This window comes from Streptomyces arenae (genome assembly GCF_022343545.1).
Taxonomy (GTDB): Bacteria; Actinomycetota; Actinomycetes; order Streptomycetales; family Streptomycetaceae; genus Streptomyces; species Streptomyces humi.
Genome location: NZ_JAKQYH010000052.1, coordinates 153,993 through 167,957, shown reverse-complemented (window position 1 = coordinate 167,957; position 13,965 = coordinate 153,993). Strand labels below are relative to the sequence as shown.

The 13,965-nt window shown below is 70.7% G+C and carries 12 protein-coding genes; 7 read left to right on the top strand and 5 right to left on the bottom strand.

The window, feature by feature from the left end:
- Nucleotides 1-356: 356 nt before the first annotated feature.
- Nucleotides 357-3,137, bottom strand: coding sequence for a helix-turn-helix transcriptional regulator (locus MB828_RS23235; RefSeq protein ID WP_301649906.1), 2,781 nt, complete (start codon nt 3,135-3,137; stop codon nt 357-359).
- 481 nt (nt 3,138-3,618) lie between these two features.
- On the opposite strand from MB828_RS23235, the gene MB828_RS23230 reads away from it, so the two are divergent.
- The 3 genes from MB828_RS23230 to MB828_RS23220 all read left to right on the top strand — a co-directional run bounded on the left by MB828_RS23230 (nt 3,619) and on the right by MB828_RS23220 (nt 6,738).
- Entirely contained in the window at nt 3,619-4,362 is a 744-nt protein-coding gene (locus MB828_RS23230) for an SDR family oxidoreductase (RefSeq protein ID WP_301649905.1), read from the top strand.
- An 84-nt stretch (nt 4,363-4,446) separates the two neighbouring features.
- Nucleotides 4,447-4,917 (top strand): carboxymuconolactone decarboxylase family protein, encoded by a 471-nt coding sequence (locus MB828_RS23225; protein WP_301649904.1) that lies wholly within the window; start codon nt 4,447-4,449, stop codon nt 4,915-4,917.
- A gap of 288 nt (nt 4,918-5,205) precedes the next feature.
- The gene (locus tag MB828_RS23220) at nt 5,206-6,738 is read left to right on the top strand and encodes an MFS transporter (RefSeq protein WP_301649903.1); all 1,533 of its coding nucleotides are present in this window, start codon (nt 5,206-5,208) and stop codon (nt 6,736-6,738) included.
- A gap of 114 nt (nt 6,739-6,852) precedes the next feature.
- Here the strand turns inward: MB828_RS23220 and MB828_RS23215 are convergent, their stop codons facing one another.
- The gene (locus tag MB828_RS23215) at nt 6,853-7,869 is read right to left on the bottom strand and encodes a PP2C family protein-serine/threonine phosphatase (RefSeq protein WP_301649902.1); all 1,017 of its coding nucleotides are present in this window, start codon (nt 7,867-7,869) and stop codon (nt 6,853-6,855) included.
- 534 nt (nt 7,870-8,403) lie between these two features.
- Here MB828_RS23215 and MB828_RS23210 point away from each other — a divergent pair.
- Both MB828_RS23210 and MB828_RS23205 read left to right on the top strand, forming a co-directional pair.
- Nucleotides 8,404-8,661, top strand: a complete 258-nt coding sequence (locus tag MB828_RS23210) for a hypothetical protein (RefSeq protein WP_301649901.1) — start codon at nt 8,404-8,406, stop codon at nt 8,659-8,661.
- Nucleotides 8,662-8,807: 146 nt separating this feature from the next.
- Nucleotides 8,808-9,041 carry a hypothetical protein gene (locus MB828_RS23205; RefSeq protein ID WP_301649900.1) on the top strand — a complete coding sequence of 78 codons (234 nt, stop codon included), beginning with the start codon at nt 8,808-8,810 and terminating at the stop codon, nt 9,039-9,041.
- Between the two features lie 16 nt (nt 9,042-9,057).
- On the opposite strand, the gene MB828_RS23200 is transcribed toward MB828_RS23205, so the two are convergent.
- The 3 genes from MB828_RS23200 to MB828_RS23190 form a co-directional block, all read right to left on the bottom strand.
- Nucleotides 9,058-9,492, bottom strand: a complete 435-nt coding sequence (locus MB828_RS23200; RefSeq protein WP_301649962.1) for a VOC family protein — start codon at nt 9,490-9,492, stop codon at nt 9,058-9,060.
- 420 nt (nt 9,493-9,912) lie between these two features.
- A complete protein-coding gene (locus MB828_RS23195; protein ID WP_301649899.1) occupies nt 9,913-10,503 on the bottom strand; it encodes a hypothetical protein in 591 nt (196 codons plus the stop codon).
- Between the two features lie 117 nt (nt 10,504-10,620).
- Nucleotides 10,621-11,181, bottom strand: a complete 561-nt coding sequence (locus tag MB828_RS23190) for a GNAT family N-acetyltransferase (RefSeq protein WP_301649898.1) — start codon at nt 11,179-11,181, stop codon at nt 10,621-10,623.
- A 238-nt stretch (nt 11,182-11,419) separates the two neighbouring features.
- Between MB828_RS23190 and MB828_RS23185 the strand changes: the two genes are divergently transcribed.
- Nucleotides 11,420-12,520 carry a phenazine antibiotic biosynthesis protein gene (locus MB828_RS23185; RefSeq protein WP_301649897.1) on the top strand — a complete coding sequence of 367 codons (1,101 nt, stop codon included), beginning with the start codon at nt 11,420-11,422 and terminating at the stop codon, nt 12,518-12,520.
- Nucleotides 12,520-13,914: an aldehyde dehydrogenase family protein gene (locus MB828_RS23180; protein ID WP_301649896.1), complete on the top strand. Its 1,395-nt coding sequence runs from the start codon at nt 12,520-12,522 to the stop codon at nt 13,912-13,914. The genes MB828_RS23185 and MB828_RS23180 overlap by 1 nt, the downstream gene beginning before the upstream one ends.
- Nucleotides 13,915-13,965 lie beyond the last annotated feature (51 nt).

Sequence of the window (13,965 nt, the reverse complement as noted above, 5' to 3'; positions counted from 1 at the left end):
GGCTGCGGCTCAGACGGGGAAGGCGAACAGCCGGTACTCGGATGTCGTCGTGCAAGCGAAATCAGTCCGTGCAGGGGAAGTGTCTGGCGCCACGACAGGCGTCGCGAGGTGCTGACGGAGAGCGTGAGTACGGCGACGAACACGAGCGCCGCCAGCAGGGGCTGTGGCGTGAGATCTTCGGTGAGGACACCGAGCCCCTGTGTCTCCACCGTTCCTGCGAACTGATGTCCCGTTTTGGACAGGACCGCACCTAGGGCGAGACCTGCCAGTGTGCTGAGCGCGACCTCGCCTGCTGCGATGGTGGCGGTCATCCCGCGGTTCACGCCGAGCAGGCGCAGATGGCTGTCGTTTCTGACTCACCCTGCCCGTGCGCTGTCGAGGATGTCCGGCAGGGCTCGGCGAGAGCTGATGCCGAGCTTCACGTAGACCTTTCGCAGGTGCCATTCCACGGTATGAGGGCTGATGAACAGCTCCGCGCCGATCCGCGCGTTCGTCATGCCGTCGGCGGCGAGGGCTGCGACCTGCGACTCCTGCGGGGTGAGAACGTTCGCCGGTGTGGTCTTCCGTGCGGTCACCTGCTCGCCGGTGGCGATCAGCTCACGGCGGGCCCGTTCGGCGAACGCGTGAGCCGGCATCGCGTCGAACATGTCGTGGGCCGTGCGGAGATGCTCGCGGGCCTGCGCGCGGCGCTGTGCGCGCCGCAGCCACTCGCCGTACAGCAGGTGGGTGCGTGCCACCTCCACGACAACCCCGCCGCGGCCGAATTCCGCGATCGCCGTGCGGTACAGGCGGTCGGCCGCTGCACCGTCGGCCAGCAACGCCTCACTGCGTGCGCTCGCGCCCCGCGCCCATCCGGAGTCGGCGGCGCGAGTGAGTTCGGTAAGGCGGGCCAACGAGGCACGGGCCTGGTCGAGTTCACCGCAACGCGTCGCGGCCTCCACGTGTTCGACCAGCGACAGACCGGTGAAGTTGAACCCGTCGTGCTCGATACCGGTGCGGGCGGCCTCGATCGCCTCTTCGTAGCGGGCCAGTCCGTTGAAGAGCACCCCCTGGATGTAGCCCATCGCACCGAGCAGGGATACCTCACCCCGCTGCACGGCGCGCTCTCGGGCTTCTTCGATGATGCCGGCGGCGACGTCCGCCTCACCCCGCCATGCGGCCAGGACGAGCGTGGCGTACTTGTGCGGGGCGTGGCCGGTCGCGGTGGCGATCGCGTCGGCCTCGTCGATCATCCGGGCGGCCTCGGCGAAGTCGCCGTAATGGATGTGCACCCCGCCCGCGTAGATCAGAGCCGGCGGCAGGCTGCCGAGTGCTCCGATGTCGCGGGCCAGACGCACCGCGCGAGTCGAGAGGGTGTCCCAGGCATGCAGGTCCCAGGCCCAGTGGATGAACGACTCAAGCGCGACCGGGGCCAGCAGCAGCCACCGTACGGTCGCCTCCCGCGTGCGGAGCTCTTCGTGCTCGAGCAGGTGGAGTGCCTCGCGCAGGGCCGGGACGGCCGTCTCCGAGCCGTCCGCGAGCAGGGCCGCCACACCGTCCAAGAGGGCGTCCGCGGCCTTGGAGCCCGAGGAGGGGGCCCCGGACGCGCGGGCTGCGATCGCCGCGGCGCGGGCGCCTGTCGGACCATGGACCCGGCCGGCGAAGATGGTCGCGCTGATCGCCTCCAGGTACGTCTCCCGCGCCAGGGGAGATCCGGCCGCGGTGAACTGTGCCGCCGCGTTCAGGAGCAGTGGTGCCGCCTCGTCGCTGCGGCTTCGGGCGAACAGGATTCTGGCCCGCAGACGTGCCAGGCGGGCCCGGTCCAGGACGCTGAGGGGATACAGGTCGGCCACCGCGGCCAATTCCGTGGCCCGTTCGGGCGCGGCGGCCGAGAAGTGTGCCTCGGCCGCCGCAAGGGCCCGGCGTCCTCGTGGCCAGGGATCGGGCGTCACCTCCACCGCGCGTTCCAGCAGAACCGCCTCGGCCGCGATGCCCCCGCGCTGCCGGGCGCGGTCGGCGGCCTGCTCCAGCCCTGCGGCGACCTCCTCGTCCGGCCCGTCGGCCGCCTGCGCGGCGTGCCAGGCGCGCCGGTCCGGGTCCAGGAGGGGATCCGTGGCCTCGGCCAGGGCCCGGTGCACCGCACGCCGATCCTCCGGCTCGGCTCCGTGGTAGACCGCCGAACGGACCAGCGGGTGCCGGAACCGTACGGGCTCGCCGAACTCGATCAGGCCGGCTGCCTTGGCCGGTGCGGTGTCCGGGGTGATGCCGAGGGAGGCGGCCGCGCGGATCAACAGGCGCACGTCGCCCACCGGTTCCGCCGCAGCGATCAGCAGCAGAGTGCGGGTCGCGGCCGGCAGCGCACCGAGCCGTCCGGCGAAATCACGCTCGACGCGGCTGGCCACCGGCCCTTGGACGACCGGAGCACTCGACGCGTCGACGCCGTAGGCCAGTTCGGCGGCGCTGCGGCCGCGGGAGAACTCCAGCAGCGCCAGCGGGTTGCCGTGTGTCTCGGCCACGAACCGGTCCCGGACCCGCTCCTCCAGGCGTCCCCCCACAGCTCCCTCCAGGAGCTCCCCGGCCGAAGCGGCGTCAAGTCCCCTGAGTTGCAGTGCCGGCAGGCCCGCGAGCGCGGACTGCCCCTCGGGGTCGCGGACCGCGAACACCATGGCGACCGGCTCCGTGAGCAGTCGCCGGGCCACGAACTCAAGTGTCTGCAACGACACTTGATCCAGCCACTGGGCGTCGTCCACCAGCACCAGCACCGGCCGGGTCTCCGAGGCGCGGGTGAGCAGGGTCAGAACAGCGAGGCCGACCAGGAAACGGTCGGGCGGATCGCCGGCCGCCGTCCCGAATGCCACGCGCAGGGCGTCACGTTGGGGTTGCGGCAGTTCTTCGACACCGTCCAGGAACGGCGCGCACACCTGGTGCAGGCTCGCGTATGGGAGCTCCATGTCGGCCTCGACACCGCGCGCCCAGGTCACCCGCACCCGTGACGCCTGCGCCGCCACGTACTCCAGCAGCACCGACTTGCCGATGCCCGCCTCGCCCCGTACGACCATGACGCGGGAACCGCCGGCCCGAAGGCCGGCCAGCAGGTTGTCGAGCTCCGTGCACTCATGCTGCCGGCCGACCAGAGCGGGAAGCGGGCTGGCGATCATGCGACTCGGCTCCTCGGCGGGATCCGGGGGAACGGTGCTCCCACAACGGTGTTCGGAAGAATCCTTGTCACGGTACCCGCGGCCCCTCCCCAGCGGTGCGGACAGACAGTGTGACTACTTCCACCCCCTGAAACACGCTGAGGTTGTCACAAATCGGGGGCCTGTCCGGTCGATCCCAACCAATGATCCTGCGCTCCTGGAACTGCGGATGCTCGACATCACCCGCGACCCCGTCGAGGTCGTGCGCGCCGCACACCCCTGTCGACCCGACCGGAATCGCCGAGCCGCGGCGCGACACGTCCGACGATGCCGGACCCATCGAGTGAGGGCCGACCGACAGCTGCGCGAAATCTTTGTGCGCCGCTCTGTCACAGATGCCGGGGCCGCCTGGTCAGGAGTGCACGAGCCAGCGCGGCCGGTGCCGTGGACGAGGTCGCCGCAGACCACCGGGCACCGTGCGAGATCAGTGAAAGGAAAGTCCATGAAGGTCGTAGTGGTCGGCGGAACCGGACTCATCGGTTCCAAGGTCGTCTCCAAGCTCAACGAACACGGTCACGAGGCGGTGGCAGCCTCCCCGAACACCGGAGTCAACACGGTCACCGGCGAAGGCCTGGCCGACGTCCTCAAGGGCGCCTCCGTCGTCGTCGACGTCTCCAACTCCCCCTCCTTCGACGACGACGCGGTGATGGAGTTCTTCCGGGCCTCCACCACCAACCTGCTCGCCGCGGAGGCCGCGGCCGGCGTCACGCACCACGTGGCTCTTTCCGTCGTGGGCACCGACCGCCTCCAGCAGTCCGGCTACTTCCAGGCCAAGCAGGTCCAGGAGGACATGATCCGGGACTCCGGAGTGCCGTACTCGATCGTCCACGCCACGCAGTTCTTCGAGTTCGCCAAGACCCTCGCGGACTCGGCGACCAGCGGTGACACGGTGTCCGTCGCCCCCATCAAGATCCAGCCCATCTTCTCGGGCGACGTGGCCGCGGCCGTCGGCCGCACGGCGGTCGGCACTCCGGTCAACGGAATCGTCGAGGTCGCCGGCCCCGACACCTTCACCCTGGAGGACTTCATCCGCAAGGGCCTCGCGGTCCACAACGACCCCCGCACGGTCGTGACGGACCCGAATGGTCTCTACTGGGGCGCCGCCCTCAAGGAGTCCGACCTGCTGCCCGGTCCCGACGCACGGCTCGGCGAGACGCACTTCGCCGACTGGAGCAGCAAGCAGTAACGGCGAGTACGGCGCCCACGGCCCCGAAATCGCAGCAACCTCACGTCAGTTCATCTCCCATCACTCGACTCTCAGGATCCCAACATGGACGCGCGCATCAACTACTTCGGCAACGCTCTCGCGGGCAAGGTCATGAAGCACCTCAACTCGGCCGGGGCCGCTGTGCACTCGGCGCTGCCCGTCGCCACCCAGGAACTGGTGAAGATCCGGGCCAGCCAGATCAACGGCTGCGGGTTCTGCACCGACATGCACACCAAGGACGCCGTCGCCGCGGGTGAGGACCAGCAGCGGCTGCACCTGGTCGCCGCCTGGCGCGAGGCCACCGTCTTCACCGACGCCGAGCGCGCGGCGCTGGAGGTCACCGAGCAGGGCACCCGCATCGCCGACGCGGCGGGCGGGGTGTCGGACGAGGCCTGGGCCAACGCCGCGAAGTACTACGACGAGGACCAACTCGCCGCGCTGATCTCGTTGATCGCGATCATCAACGCCTACAACCGCATCAACGTCATCAACCAGCAGCCCGCGGGCGGCTACAAGCCGGGCATGTTCGGCTGACCCGCCCGCTTCGGCCCGCCTGACGCCCACCGTCCGTCTCCCGCTCACCCCGGCCCACCGAGCGGGGGACGGGCCCTCTGACACCCCGTGTCCACACGACGCCACGCCGCGAACCGCAGCACCCCGGGCCCCGCGAAGGTCCACCCGCGAACCGCAGCACCCCGGGCCCTCGCGACGCCCCCCACCACCCAGCGCACCCGTGCGTAGACGAGAAGACCGACCGGCCGCACCCGCTCCCCGGCACGAACGCACCGGCCGCCTCCTGGCCCGCTGTCCCAAGGAGACGACATGCCCTCTTCCCCCGCCCCGGGCGACCAGGCCTTCCTGCGCATCGCCAGCGCCCGCGGCCGATGGACCCTCCTGGCCACCGTGCTCGGGTCCAGCGTGGTGCTGCTCGGCTCGACCGTCACCAACGTCGCACTACCGCGCATCGGCGCCGACTTCGGCGCCGACCTCGCCGCACTCCAGTGGACCGTGAACGCCTACATGCTGACCCTGGCAGGACTCATCCTGCTGTGCGGCTCCCTGGGTGACCGCTTCGGCCGACGCCGGATCTTCGTCCTGGGCATCATCTGGTTCGCTGTGGCGTCCCTGCTGTGCGGACTGGCTCCCGACACGACCACGCTCATCGCCGCCCGCGCGCTCCAGGGCGTCGGCGGAGCTCTGCTCACCCCCGGGTCACTGGCGATCATCGAAGCCTCCTTCCACCCGGACGACCGGCCGCGCGCCATCGGCATGTGGTCCGGGTTCGGCGGCATAGGGGCGGCACTCGGACCGCTTCTCGGCGGGTGGCTCGTCGACGGCCCCGGCTGGCGCTGGACCTTCCTGCTGACGATCCCCCCGGCGCTGCTGTGCGTGCCCCTGGCACTGCGCCACGTCCCGGAATCCGTCGGCAGGCCTCCGCAGCCCACCGTCACGGCCGACACCCGCACCTCCTCCCGGCGGGGCTTCGATCTCGCCGGCGCGGCCCTGGGTGCGCTGACACTCGCTCTGGCCACCTACGCGCTGACCGAGGCCCGTTCCGGCGGGCCCGTCGCCCTGGCCGCGGCCGCGGGCAGTGTCGCGGCCGGGGCTGCGTTCCTGCTGGCGGAGCGGCGCAGCAGCGACGCGATGATGCCCCTGTCGATCTTCTCGTCGCGGCCGTTCACGGCCATCAACCTCATCACCCTGTGCGTCTACGCCGGGCTGGGCGGGTTCTTCTTCCTGACCGCGCTGCAACTGCAGATCGTCGCCGGTTACTCGGCACTGGCGGCGGGCGCCGCCATGTTGCCGAGCACGGTGCTGATGCTGCTGTTCTCCGCCCGCTCCGGGACGCTCGCCCAGCGCCTGGGACCGCGCATCCCGCTCACCGTCGGCCCTGTGGTGTGCGGGGCGGGCATGCTGATGACGGCGCGGGTGGGCACGCACGCCTCCTACTTCGTCGACGTTCTGCCCGCCCTGCTGGTGATGGGGACGGGCATGGTCATCATGGTCGCTCCGCTGAGCGTGACTCTGCTGGCCTCCGTCGAGGCCGCAGACGCGGGCCTGGCCAGCGGTATCAACAACGCGGCCGCACGCGCGGCCGGGCTGGTCTCCGTGGCCGCACTGCCTCTGCTGGTCGGCATGAGCCCGGACGCTTACCGCTCTCCCAGCTCCTTCGACGCGGCGTTCAACCGGGCCATGCCCCTGTGCGCGGGCCTGCTGGCCATCGGCGCGGCGATGGCTTTCGCTCTGCTGCGCGAGACCGCGGACACCCCTGCCGCACGGCACGGCCGGGCGCACGGCTGGCTGATGGAGCCGCCGCTGGTGTCGCGCTTCGCCTATCATCGGGCTGTCGACTAGGTCGAGCGCCGAAATCCCCCGGCCTGGGCGCATCTACCAGCCGGTTCCCGCTCCTCCCCCGGCGGGAACCGGCTTCGTCCGTGAGCCGGGCCGGCCCTGCCGGTCGGCAGAACATCAAGTCATGCCCCCTCCGTCGCAGGACAGATGAAGCACTGCCACGTCGTCCCGGAGCCCACCGAACGGAGCGGCCAGCAGCGAAACGCCGCGTACCAAGGCATCGACGAACGTCTGCGCCTCCAGATGCGCGAACCGACCGGCCAGCCTCAGCACGCCCTCCTCCCCGAGCCGTCCGCCGGCCGTGCGACCTTCGTAGAGCCCGTCGGTGAACAGCACGACGCCGTCCCCGTCCGGCATCGCCATCTCGCTCTCACGCCAGTCCCCTTGTCCGGGGAAGAGTCCGAGCGGGAGACCTGGCGGCGGCTCCACCCAACGGACCTCCTCCCTGTGCCGGTGCAGAAAGCCCGGATGGCCGGCGGTGACCGTCCGCAGGGTGCGGTGGTGGGGCGACAGGACCAGGGACACCACGGTCGCGTAGGTCTCCTCCTCCGCTCGCTCCTCGGTCAGGATGCGTTCGAGCAGATGGAGCTGTTCCAGCTGGCTCTGCCCGCACAGCACGGCCGTGCGCCATGCCAGGCGCAGGTGGACACCGAGGGCCGCCGCGGCGGCACCGTGCCCGGACACATCGCCCATCACCACATGGGCGCTGCCGTCGTCGCCGCGCACCACATCGCAGAAGTCACCGCCCAGCAACGTGTGCGCGCGCCCCGGCGCGTAGTGGAAGGCGGTCGTGAAGCCGTCTGCCCGCAGCGTCAGGTCGGGCAACAGGCCCCGTTCCAGCACGGCGTTGTCCCGCGCGATCTCCTCGCCCGCCACGGTGCGACCCGCGACGGCACGTTGCAGAGCCACCCAGATCTTCCGGCAGAACTCGTCGGGAGCGCTGCGGCGGTGATCGGCCCGGCCCTGCACCGAGCCGGCGACAGAGCGGAAGGCGTGGGACGCGGCCGTGCCCTCGAGAACGAGCACGGCCGCGTCGGGTGCGTGACGGCGTACCCGGGTGACGACGTCGGCCAAGGTCCGTCCGGCCGGTGTGCTGCCCACCAGAACGCACAGCGGGCCGTGGGTCCCGGACATGCGGCATCCTTCCTCGACGCTCGTGTGCCAGGCCAGCGCATCGGCCAGCCGGTCCGGAAGCAGCCGCCGGACATGAACCGTGTCCTGTTCGTCCTGGGACAGCAGAAGCACTCGAAGGTCGCGGCAGAAGGAGAAGTCCCCACGGGGACGGGCCTCGCGAGCCCGATGTCCTCCACAGCGATCGACGGCCGGAACGTCCGGCCGCGGAATGGGGATGCTCATGTGTGGTCTTTCGTGCGGCGAGAGGCGTTGGCGGCTCCAGGCACGAGGGTCGGCGGCTCGCGGAACGCGCACCCTTTTCTCCTGCCTGGCCCGATCTGTTCGTTCATGAGACAGGAAGGCACACGTATCTGTGACACCAAGATCCCCATCCGCGGGCCGTGACACGGCAGCTGAGGGGCGACAGCTGCAACAGGCCGTTCGCTGTCACGAACCGGGGTGCTGTCCAGTCAATGAAGAAAGGGCGGAACTCCCCGCGGAGCCCCACCGGCTCTTGCCGCCATCGCCGCCGGCAGAGAACGGAGATGAGACCTGATGCTCAGCACACCCGGTAACTCCCGCATCTGGTTGGTCGGCCTGCCGTGCCGGTCGAACGGCTCCCGGATCGTCCGGCTGTACTACGTCGTCGGCGAGGCGCCGGACAGCGCCGAAGCCCTGTGCGCGGCGGTGCGCCGGGCCAACAGCGCCCCCGAGCGCGACGCCCGCGGCCAGGCGCCCGTGGAACCCGATCGTGCCGAGGTCCAGCGCATCCGACAGCACGTCCTGGGCGATTTCGTCCTGGAAGCCTGCTGAAACCAGGACGTGTCAGTCGCGGCCCCGCTCCGGGCCACGGGCCCCCCGCCGCACTGTGGGGACGACACCTCCGGCTGTCACAAGCGCGCCCCCTGTCCGGTCAGTACGGGGACTGGTGTCCGACACGATCCGAGAGGACCAGGATGATGTCCCAAAGCGTTGATCTTCAGGCGGACCCCGCCACCGTCGCGGCGTCGCTCACGGCTGAGGCGACCGTGCTCGAAGGGCGGCTGCACCAGCTCCGTGAGGCCGTGCACGTCGTGAACACACGTATCGCGTCGATCGCCGAGTCCCTCCAGACCCTGCACGGCACCGCGACGACACACGGCGGAGGTGAGCGTCGCTCCGGATCCACGGAGGACGCCCTTCCTCGCGGTTGAACACCGCACGAGCCCCTCAGCCCCGCGCCGGCACCTCCTGAAGCACCCATTCGTTGCCGTCCGGGTCGCTGAACTCGGCGTAGGAGTGATAGTCACGACGCTGCGGGTCGGGTCCCTCGACCCGCTTCTCATCGGTGCTGCGGTGGAACACACCGCTCGTGTCGTGGAAGATTCCGCCGGTCACCACGCCCCTCGCGGCGAGTTCCCGGCAGGCCCGCTCGATGTCGGAGACGACGAGGTGCAGGCCTCGCACCGAGCCCGGGGCGGCCGTGGTGACTCCGGTCCCGAACAGGACCGAGCACGCCGATCCCGGGGGCGTCATGTGCACCACGCGATAGGAGGCGTCGATGGCATGGTCGGCATCCAGTCGGAACCCGACGGCCTCGTAGAACGACTTCGTCCGGTCGACGTCCGAGACCGGCAGTACCAGGACAGCCAGCTTGAGCTGCATGACGTCGGCATTCACGCCGGCGGGGAACTTGCCTGACGCTGACGCGCCCTCGCCCGCAGCACGGGTCTGGGCCGGCGCGGCGTCCTCCACCTCCTCGATCTCCACCCGGTACCGGTGGATCCCGGTCCGCGGGCCGTGGGCCACGACGGTCCAGCCTTCCACCACGCGCCAGATCGCGTCGGTGCCTTTCAGGTACGTCCCGTCCGGCGCGGCGGCGGCTCGCAGTTCGGCATCCAGTGCCGCGTGCCGTTCGTGCGGCACGTTGAGTTCCAGGGCGAAGCGGCGCGGCGACCGCGTGCCGTACGCGGCTTCCGCCGCGGGCAGTCGTACGGCGGCTATCTCGCGGAGCCCGCCGAGCAGGGTGACATGCAGTGTCGTCATGAGACCGTCACCGGTTCCCTTCCGTGTCGGCCCGCGCGATCACGAGCGCTCCTCGTCGTCGACCCAACTCATCAGCTTGCGCAGCTCCTTGCCAATGGTCTCCAGCAGGTGCTCGGAGTCCTTCCGCTTGTACGCGGCGTACTTCCTCAGGGCGAGCACGGCCTGCTCACCGAACAGGTCGGTCTCGGTCTCCTCGGTGAAGGTCGTCCTGATGACACCCGCGCGGGTGCCACCGATGCCCTTGGCGTACGACAGGGCCAACGGGAAGGCGTTTCCTGCGGCGTCCTGCTCGACCGCCACCAGACACGGAACGCCGCGGCCCTCCTCGTACTGGCGAAGCACCAGGTGGCCCGGGCCCTTGGGGGCGACCATGCACACGTCCACGTTCGCCGGCGGCTTGATGAAGCCGAAGCGGATGTTGACTTCCGTCACCGTCACCACCCGCAGGCCCTGCTCCTCGGCCTTCGCCCGGGACCTGGAACCCTCGTGCAGGCCCACGCGCACGTCCACACCCGAGTCACGCAGCGACAGCGCGTGGGCATGACCCTGGCTGCCGTAACCGATGACCGCGACCTTGCGGCCCTGGATGATGGACAGGTCGGCGTCGGTGTCATAGAACAGCTCGGCCATGGCATTCCCCTCGCTCGTAGCCGCCCGCATCGAACCGCGGGGAGAAACACCCGCCGTCGAGGGACAGCAAAAACACTATCTCACTCAATGTTGTCACACGTCTTGCACTGTGCGGGTTCAGCAAGTAGACGACGCGTCCCCGAAGGAGCGCCGTAGAACAACACCGCGCTGCCACCACGCACGCCACGGCGGCGGGCAGGCGAGGGCGAGGCCAATGTCCTGCGTCCGGGCCCGGACCGTCGTCGCACTGCCCGTCTCCAGGACCGTGCGCAGCGGAACGCCGGTGCGGTGCAGTACGGCCGCCATGCGGGCGTCGTCGGGGTGGATGACGCCGTAGACCTCACGTACGCCCAACACGACGGCTTGTCGGCCGAGTTCTTCCAGGAGCCGGGTGCCCAGCCCGCTGTTCTGCCAGGTGTCCTCGACCAGCAGCGCCGCCTCGGCGTCACCGTCGTCCGGCAGCAGATGCCCTATCGCGACGAGCCGCTCTCCCGAGTCCTGCACCGCCAGGTGCACCGAGTGGGGTCGGGACAGCAGCGGCCCCAGGTAGGTGTCGAGGTCACCCATGGCCCGGTGGTAGCGGTGCCACCGGGCGGCATCGGAGCACCGGCGGTGCAGAGCGGCCACACGGGGCTCGTCGTCCTGGTCGACGCGCACGATCCGCAGTCCCTGTCGCATGTCCCTCTCCCTCGCCCTCGGCACACCGCCGGTCGGCTGCGGCCCAGTCATCAGACCGGGAGACACGGGCCGTTGTGACGATGTGCCGGTCCCAGGGGTGCTGCCGCCTTTCCACGGGGCTGTCACATACGCCTGCACCCCCCGGTCTTCTCTGCGAAAGCGGGTCGGGCCCGCGGGACCGCCCGGGACGCGCGGCTCTGACGCGTCTGCCCTCAGCGACTTCGAGAAAGGCGGTTCCATGCCGATCGGCTCATTCACCGTTCTGGACGCCGGCCCCTTCCACGGGGTGGACCCCGACGACTACGTCAGGGCGGCCATGCAGTGGCACTTCACTCCCGAGACGGGGTCCCGGTACTGGCTGGAACGGGTCGACCGGCTCGGTTTCGACCCCCGCCACGACGTCAAGGGCGTGGCGGACCTGGCGCTCTTTCCCGATCTGACGGACGAGCTGCGCGATGTGCAGGTGTCCGATCTCGTCCCCCGCGGCTACGGTCCGCAGGCCCGACCGCTGCACGTGTTCGAGAGCGGCGGCACGACCGGGGCACCCAAGCGGGTCGTGCAGATGGACGACTGGGGACGGCACGGCAGTGAGCAGGTGACCCGCCGGCTCCGGGACCACGCACTGCCGGTCGGGTCGCTGTGGCTGACCGTGGCGCCGACCGGCCCGCACCTCGTGGGCGATGTGCTGCAACGGGCCGCGGCAAGTCTCGGCAGCCCCCGGCTGGGGGTCGACATGGATCCCCGCTGGGTCAGGAAGCTCGTCGCCGCGGGCCGTCGCGACGAGGTCGAGGCCTATACCGGCCATCTCGTGGACCAGTGCCGGCGGATCCTGCTCGGCCAGGACATCGGTGTCATAGCCGCCACCACCCCGATGCTGGAGCGCTTCGCCCGGGACAGCGACCTCGTGGAGGTCATCAACGGCAAAGCCCAGGCGATCATCTGGGGCGGCACCCACATGGATCCCGACACCCGGGACCTGTTGCGGACCGAGGTGTTTCCCGACGTGCCACTGATCGGCATGTACGGCAACACCATGATGCTCACCGCGCTTCTGGAGCGGGTCGGTCTCACGGCGTCGGAGCCGTGTGTGTTCGACCCCGTCTCGCCGTACGTCTTCCTGAGCGTCGTGGATCCCGACACCGGGCGACAGGTGGCGGAGGGCGAACAGGGCCAGGTGGTGGTGAGCCACGTCAGCAAGTCCATGCTGATCCCCAACAACAGGGAGCGGGACACCGCGTTGCGGGTCCGCGCGGCTGACGGCCACGCCGGGGACGCCGTCGCCGACGTCGCGCCGGTTACCACGGTCGAGGGTGAGACGGTCATCGAGGGTGTCTACTGATGGCCCCCGTACCGACCACCGAGCCGCTGCACCTCGACGCCCTGGGTCCGCGGGGCACCTACCGCACACGTGTGCCGAGCACGGTGACCGACGTGGCCGGCGCACCGATCGCGCGGCTGAGTCTGGTTCCCCCGCTGTACGTGGCTCGGGCGATCGACGCCCTGCGCCAGGCGCCGCCGATCGCCACGGCCGACCTGGAGAGCGTGTTCGCCACCGCCGGGGAGGCCTTCGCCGCAGGCACCGTGGGGGGCTTGAGCGTCCGGGATTACGAACGTCACGTCAGCCGGACCTCGGGCATGCCGCTCGCCGTGGTGCGCGCCGCGACCCGGGGCACGGCGCGCTTCGTACGGCACGCCGCCTCGTCCGCCGACCGGGGAAGGCCGCGCGGCGCCGCCCGCGACCTCGGCGACCCCGTCCTGCACGAGACGCACACGGTGTGGGCGCGTCAGGGCGACGTGTTCGCCGTCAACGCGTCCGGCAACCATCCCGGCGTACACCGTGTCTGGCTGGAGGCACTGGCGCTGGGTTACCGCGTCCTCGTGCGCCCGTCCCGGCGCGAGCCCTTCACCCCTTACCGGCTCGTCGCGGCACTGCGGCAGGCGGGAATCCGGGACGACCAGCTCATGCTGCTGCCCACTGACCACGCGACCGCCGACACGCTCGTCCACGGCGCGGACCGGGCCGTGGTCTACGGCGGCGACGATGTGGTGACCAAGTACGCGCACGACACGGGGATCCTGCCGCAGGGGCCGGGACGGTCGAAGATCCTCATCACCGCGGACACCGACTGGCGTGATCATCTGGACGCACTCGTCGCGTCCGTCGCCGGCGAGAGCGGCGCCGCGTGCGTCAACGCCACCGCCATCCTCGTCGAGGGTGACCCGGCCCCTCTCGCCGAAGCCCTCGCCGCACGTCTGGCCGTCCTGCCCAGCCTTCCCCCGCAGGACGAGAGGGCCCGTCTGCCCGTGTGTCCGAAGGAGCGGGCGCGAGCCTTCAGCGCGTATCTGAAAACGGTGGCGGCCGGGACGCACGCCTGGCTCGGCGGCGACGGGATCGCCGACGACCTCGGAGACGGCAGCGCCGTGCTGCGCCCCGCCGTGCACCAGACCGCGAGCGCCCGCGCCCCTCAACTGCGCACCGAACTGCCCTTCCCCTGCGTGTGGATCGCCCCCTGGACCCGCGCGGACGGCATGGCGCCACTGCGCGACACGCTGGTGCTGTCGGCACTGACCCGGGACCGGAATCTGTGGGAGGCCCTGGTCGCGGAGCCCAGCATCGCCAACGTTTACTTCGGCGATCAGCCGACCCACTGGATGTCGCCGGGCGTCCCCCACGACAGCTACCTCTCCGACTTCCTGATGCGGAGCAAGGCGGTGTACGAGGGCCCGTCCTGAACGGCGCTCGCCTCCTCGGCGCGGCCTCCCGTGAGCGGCGCCCGCCCCTCA

Excerpts from the sequence above, each read along its gene's own strand:
- MB828_RS23235 (WP_301649906.1), bottom strand. The coding sequence starts at position 3,137 with ATGATCGCCAGCCCGCTTCCCGCTCTGGTCGGCCGGCAGCATGAGTGC.
- MB828_RS23230 (WP_301649905.1), top strand. The coding sequence starts at position 3,619 with ATGAAGGTCGTAGTGGTCGGCGGAACCGGACTCATCGGTTCCAAGGTC.
- MB828_RS23225 (WP_301649904.1), top strand. The coding sequence starts at position 4,447 with ATGGACGCGCGCATCAACTACTTCGGCAACGCTCTCGCGGGCAAGGTC.
- MB828_RS23220 (WP_301649903.1), top strand. The coding sequence starts at position 5,206 with ATGCCCTCTTCCCCCGCCCCGGGCGACCAGGCCTTCCTGCGCATCGCC.
- MB828_RS23215 (WP_301649902.1), bottom strand. The coding sequence starts at position 7,869 with ATGTCCGGGACCCACGGCCCGCTGTGCGTTCTGGTGGGCAGCACACCG.
- MB828_RS23210 (WP_301649901.1), top strand. The coding sequence starts at position 8,404 with ATGCTCAGCACACCCGGTAACTCCCGCATCTGGTTGGTCGGCCTGCCG.
- MB828_RS23205 (WP_301649900.1), top strand. The coding sequence starts at position 8,808 with ATGTCCCAAAGCGTTGATCTTCAGGCGGACCCCGCCACCGTCGCGGCG.
- MB828_RS23200 (WP_301649962.1), bottom strand. The coding sequence starts at position 9,492 with ATGCAGCTCAAGCTGGCTGTCCTGGTACTGCCGGTCTCGGACGTCGAC.
- MB828_RS23195 (WP_301649899.1), bottom strand. The coding sequence starts at position 10,503 with ATGGCCGAGCTGTTCTATGACACCGACGCCGACCTGTCCATCATCCAG.
- MB828_RS23190 (WP_301649898.1), bottom strand. The coding sequence starts at position 11,181 with ATGCGACAGGGACTGCGGATCGTGCGCGTCGACCAGGACGACGAGCCC.
- MB828_RS23185 (WP_301649897.1), top strand. The coding sequence starts at position 11,420 with ATGCCGATCGGCTCATTCACCGTTCTGGACGCCGGCCCCTTCCACGGG.
- MB828_RS23180 (WP_301649896.1), top strand. The coding sequence starts at position 12,520 with ATGGCCCCCGTACCGACCACCGAGCCGCTGCACCTCGACGCCCTGGGT.